We start from the raw sequence: 5,324 nt of genomic DNA, 5'->3' as shown, positions 1-5,324 counted from the left end.
CCGCATCAAAACCACCCGTATCGACCGAAATATCGCGAGCACGAAGCGCATCCTGCGTTAGATCAAGCGGGAAGCCATAAGTGTCATACAGTTTGAAGGCCGTCTCGCCATTCAGCTGCCCTCCTGCGGAAAGATCGGCTGTGGCGCTGTCCAACAGGCCAAGGCCGCGTTCAAGCGTCTTGCGGAACCGGCGTTCTTCCAGTTTCAACGTTTCGGTAATGAGATCTTCAGCTCGAACAAGTTCGGGATATGCCCGGCCCATTTCGCGAACAAGCGCCGGCACCAGCTTGTGCATCAACGGTTCGCGCGCGCCAATAAGGTGGGCGTGACGCATACCGCGGCGCATGATCCGGCGCAGCACGTATCCCCTGCCCTCATTGGACGGCAGAACTCCATCCGCAATGAGGAAGCTCGTTGAGCGCAAATGATCGGCAATCACCCGATGACTGCCGAGCGCATCGCCGACCGCATCGACACCCGTGGCGTGTTCGGAAGCTGAAATCAAGGCCTTGAAAAGATCAATATCGTAGTTGTTGTGGACGCCTTGCATCACTGCAGCAATGCGTTCAATGCCCATGCCGGTGTCGATCGACGGACGCGGCAGGTCGTGGCGTCCTTCTGCAGTCTGTTCATACTGCATGAAAACCAGGTTCCAGATTTCAATAAACCGGTCGCCATCTTCTTCCGCCGATCCGGGAGGTCCGCCCCAGACATGATCGCCATGATCGTAGAAGATTTCCGAACAGGGCCCGCAAGGTCCCGTGTCGCCCATCGTCCAGAAATTGTCAGAGGTCGGAATTCGGATGATCTTATCGTCGCCGAGGCCCGCGATTTTCTTCCAAAGGTCATAGGCCTGATCGTCTTCGGAGAAGACTGTAACCAGAAGCTTGTCCTTGGGTAGGCCGTATTCCTTGGTGATCAGGTTCCACGCAAGCTCGATGGCCCGATCCTTGAAGTAGTCGCCGAACGAGAAGTTCCCGAGCATTTCAAAGAACGTATGGTGCCGTGCAGTGTAACCTACATTGTCCAGGTCGTTGTGCTTGCCGCCGGCGCGAACGACCTTCTGCGAGGTCACGGCTCGTGAGTAATCTCGCTTTTCCAGTCCGGTGAAGACATTCTTGAACTGGTTCATGCCCGCATTTGCGAACATCAGGGTCGGATCGTTGCGTGGTACCAGCGGTCCGGAATCCACCACTTCGTGATCGTTCTTGTTGAAATAGTCCAGAAATGCGGAGCGGATTTCATTTACGCCGGTCATTCGGGTCTCGCATCGGTCCAGGCCCCATAACTGCGGGCCAGTTGAATTTCTAAAGTGGCTTCGGACCGTTCTGCCGATCCGCGTCGGAAAAGCCTTTTAACTTTGAGCTGAAACCCTGTCCAGCGGTTGCTGGCCAGCAAGCCCATGGAAATCGGCAGAATTTCAGCAACCTGCGGCCTTCCTCCCTCCTGGACCCGAAAAAGAAAAGCTTTCCCCTGCCGAAACAAGGGAAAGCTCTGCAAAACCGAACATGTGTTCGACGACCTTTAGAAGCCGGAAAACCGGCGAGTTCTTAGTCCGCGTCGTCTTCAGAACCGCCTTCCGGGTCAATAATTGCTTCTGCAATCAGACCGGCATTTTGACGGATAGCCAATTCAATTTCCTCGGCAATCTCGGGATTGTCTTTCAGAAATTGCTTGGAATTTTCACGCCCCTGGCCAAGACGCTGGCTGTTGTAGGAGAACCAGGCGCCGGACTTTTCAACAATATTGCCCTTGACGCCAAGGTCGATCAACTCGCCGGTCTTGGAAACGCCTTCGCCGTAGACAATATCAAACTCGACCTGGCGGAACGGCGGTGCGAGCTTATTCTTGACCACTTTGACGCGGGTCTGGTTGCCGACCACTTCATCCTTGTCCTTGATCGCACCGATACGGCGAATGTCCAGACGAACGGACGCATAAAACTTCAGCGCATTACCGCCGGTCGTGGTTTCAGGAGATCCGAACATCACACCGATTTTCATCCGGATCTGGTTGATGAAAATCACCATACAGTTCGACTTGGAAATGGACGCTGTCAGCTTGCGCAAGGCCTGGCTCATCAGGCGTGCCTGCATGCCGGGCAGACTGTCACCCATTTCGCCTTCAAGTTCGGCTTTCGGCGTCAAAGCGGCGACCGAGTCAATGACCAGCACGTCAATCGCACCCGACCGTACCAGAGTGTCGGCAATCTCCAGTGCCTGCTCACCGGCGTCAGGCTGGGAGATCAGCAAATTATCGATATCAACACCAAGCTTGCGTGCATAAATCGGATCAAGCGCATGCTCGGCATCGATGAAGGCGCAAATGCCACCCGTCTTTTGCGCTTCGGCAACCGCGTGAAGTGCAAGGGTTGTCTTACCGGAAGATTCAGGCCCGTAAATCTCAACGATTCGGCCCTTCGGCAAGCCGCCAATTCCGAGCGCGATATCCAGACCGAGTGATCCGGTGGAAATGGACTGCACTTCAACGACCTGGCCTTGCCCCATCTTCATGATGGAACCTTTACCGAAGGCCCGTTCAATCTGGCTGAGCGCTGCGTCCAGCGCTTTTGTCTTATCCATCTGGCTGCTTTCTACGAGTCGAAGTGTACTTTGTGACATGCTCACGCTCCTTATTCCACGACGGACGCGTTGTTTCAATGAGAGCGTTTGTACACATTTTGTTCTCATTTGGCAAGTTCGCAAAACCGATTGGTATTTAAATAGAAATGCGCTTTTGTTTCCAATATGTTCCGCTTTACCGTAAGAAAATTACCGTTACGTCAGTTTACGGTGAGAACATATTGCGATTCCGGTAGCTGGGCGAATCAAGTTCCGGAACATCTCAACAGTTGCTGCGTCGGACACGATCTGCTAGCCCGAAAATTCAGATTTCACTAAGCTGAAGCAATCCAGCTTGTCTCCGGGAAGAGTCCGAAACGTGTTTCCTTCATCCGCCAGCCGCGTCATCTCAATCGGCGCAATCCATTTCGATACGATAGCGCATGCGGCCTCTCACATTCGTCCCGAGACCTCCACCCCGGCGCGCCACAACTCCAAACCGGGTGGCGTCGCAACCAATATCGCCCGAACCCTTTCTAAATTGGGGGTAGAAACCGGCCTGATTGGCGTCTTTGGCGACGATGGCCCTGCCCAGATTTTGCAAAAGCAACTGAAAGCCGAGGGAATACACCTGGCCCATGCGATCCGCAGCGGGTTCGCAACCGGTCAGTATCTGGCGCTTCACAATCCGGATGGCCAACTGGCCGCCGCCTGCGTCGATGACAAGATCCTTGCCGATGCACCGCCAGACCTGTTCGACACCGCGCTGGACGATCTGGCCGTTTCCTCAAAACAGGAAACGATCTGGTTTCTGGATGCCAATTTGCCCGAGGCTATGCTGCATCGGCTGATTTCGAAAATCGGCACGGGGCGGCTGATCGCAAACGCTGTTTCCAATGCAAAGGCTCCCCGACTGAAATCCGCCTTGAAAAGCCTTGAATGCCTGATGCTGAACCGGGGAGAAGCTTCCGCAATCACCGGACTGCCACACAATACCGTCCCGGAAACCCTTGTGAAGGCCCTGCACGAGATGGGGCTGCGGAACCTCGTGCTAACGGATGGCAGCAAAGACGTAATTGCGTCAGAGGTGGGAACCCTGACCCGCTTTTCACCTCCTAACGTCAATGTGGTCGATGTAACCGGTGCGGGAGACGCTCTGACCGCCGGCACGATTGCAGCTCTTGCAACAGGTCTGAAGCTGAGGGAAGCCGTCCCTTACGGTCTATCAGCCGCCGCCATGACCCTTCAGGGTACTGGCGCCTTGGCGGAAACCCTCACCTGGGACGCACTTGGCAGTTTTTGACCGCACGGACAAATATACATCTTGGCGCCAGCATTCCGGAAGCCTATAAGACCGGCAAGACCTGACCGGACCAAAAGGCTCCGGACCGCCTCAACAGAAAGGCACACACGTGAACAACTCCGCCGCACTCAAAGATCTGATTGTTTACAGTAACGAAGTCCGGGAAGCACTTGCAGTCGGCAAACCGGTCGTGGCTCTGGAATCTACCATCATCACCCATGGCATGCCGTTTCCCAGAAATGTCGAAACAGCAAGACAGGTGGAAAGCGACATTCGTGCGGAAGGTGCGGTGCCGGCAACGATCGCCTTGATGGACGGCAAGGTCATGGTCGGTTTGTCGGACGCGGATCTGGATCGTCTCGCCCAGGCTGAAAACGTCATGAAATGTTCCCGGGCAGACCTCACCTTCGCCATTGCAACCGGACAATATGGCGCGACAACGGTGGCAGCCACGATGATGGCTGCCCATCTTGCCGGCGTGAAAGTGTTCGCGACCGGTGGCATCGGCGGCGTGCACAAGGGTGCGGAAGAAAGCTTCGACATTTCCGCTGATCTGGACGAACTCGGCCGGACGCCGGTCTGTGTGGTGTCGGCAGGGGCAAAAGCCTTGCTCGATATTCCCAAAACCCTGGAAGTGCTCGAAACCAAAGGCGTACCGGTTATCGCTTATGCCACCGAGGAACTGCCTGCATTCTGGTCTCGTGAAAGCGGACTGGATGCTCCCTATTCTCTGAATTCTGCGGAGGAAATCGGTTCTCTTCTGAAAATGCGGGAGAATTTTGCAGGCCATGGTGGCGTTTTGATTGCCAACCCTGTGCCCGAAGCCGATCAGATCCCTCGCGCCGAGATGAACGGATACATCGATGCTGCAATCCGGAAGGCAGAAACTGAAGGCGTCAAAGGCAAGGATGTCACTCCCTTCGTGCTCGGGGCCATCCTCGAGCTGACCGATGGACGCAGCCTTGATACCAATATTGCGCTGGTCCGCAATAACGCACGCCTGGCTGCTCGCATTGCGGCGGAACTTGTTTGAAACATCTGAAAAGCCGAAGTCTCACGGCTTCGGCCTTTCATAAGCCTGAGTTGCCGCAGCAGCGGAAACTTCTGTTTTCAGGCCGGAACCAAAACTCGATGCCTTCTTGGCGACGAGGCCATTTCAAATCACTGCGTCGGCATGCAGAACGACCTGCCCGCTTGCAAGACTGACCAAAGCCGTTTGTATTTCCAGCGATTCAAGATCATTTGCCCTTATGGCGATACATCTTTGTCGCAATAATCGCTTATGCCTTGATTTGGGTCCGGAGCATCTTAACTACTTCACTCTGCGACACTTACCCCGCAGTCCCCTAACCCGTTGACAACGTGGCGTTTGCCTGCCCTAACTGACGGAAGAAGAACACCAACCGAGTTGAGTGGCAGTTGACTGTTTACCTGGCTGCCGCCTCACTTTCAGGAGGAAG

4 protein-coding genes are annotated in these 5,324 nt (G+C 55.0%); 2 read left to right on the top strand and 2 right to left on the bottom strand.

Annotation, left to right across the window (positions count from 1 at the left end; translation table 11 throughout):
* Together alaS and recA are read right to left on the bottom strand one after the other, a co-directional pair.
* On the bottom strand, positions 1 to 1,258 hold a 1,258-nt coding region (gene alaS, locus K5905_RS26795), incomplete at its 3' end, for an alanine--tRNA ligase (RefSeq protein ID WP_297589984.1).
* A 292-nt stretch (positions 1,259 to 1,550) separates the two neighbouring features.
* Positions 1,551 to 2,621, bottom strand: a complete 1,071-nt coding sequence (gene recA / locus K5905_RS26790) for a recombinase RecA (RefSeq protein WP_297589982.1) — start codon at positions 2,619 to 2,621, stop codon at positions 1,551 to 1,553.
* 319 nt (positions 2,622 to 2,940) lie between these two features.
* Here recA and K5905_RS26785 point away from each other — a divergent pair, with 319 nt between their 5' ends.
* Both K5905_RS26785 and K5905_RS26780 read left to right on the top strand, forming a co-directional pair.
* Positions 2,941 to 3,864: a PfkB family carbohydrate kinase gene (locus tag K5905_RS26785; protein WP_297589978.1), complete on the top strand. Its 924-nt coding sequence runs from the start codon at positions 2,941 to 2,943 to the stop codon at positions 3,862 to 3,864.
* 136 nt (positions 3,865 to 4,000) lie between these two features.
* Complete coding sequence (locus K5905_RS26780) at positions 4,001 to 4,897, top strand: pseudouridine-5'-phosphate glycosidase (RefSeq protein ID WP_297589986.1); 897 nt, start codon at positions 4,001 to 4,003, stop codon at positions 4,895 to 4,897.
* Positions 4,898 to 5,324 lie beyond the last annotated feature (427 nt).

Origin of the sequence: Roseibium sp. (assembly GCF_025698965.1) — a bacterium.
Taxonomy (GTDB): domain Bacteria; phylum Pseudomonadota; class Alphaproteobacteria; order Rhizobiales; family Stappiaceae; genus Roseibium.
This window is presented reverse-complemented; position numbering and strand designations above follow the sequence as displayed.

Bases quoted from the DNA above. Each gene is read 5' to 3' on its own strand.
- recA (WP_297589982.1), bottom strand. From the start codon at position 2,621: ATGTCACAAAGTACACTTCGACTCGTAGAAAGCAGCCAGATGGATAAG.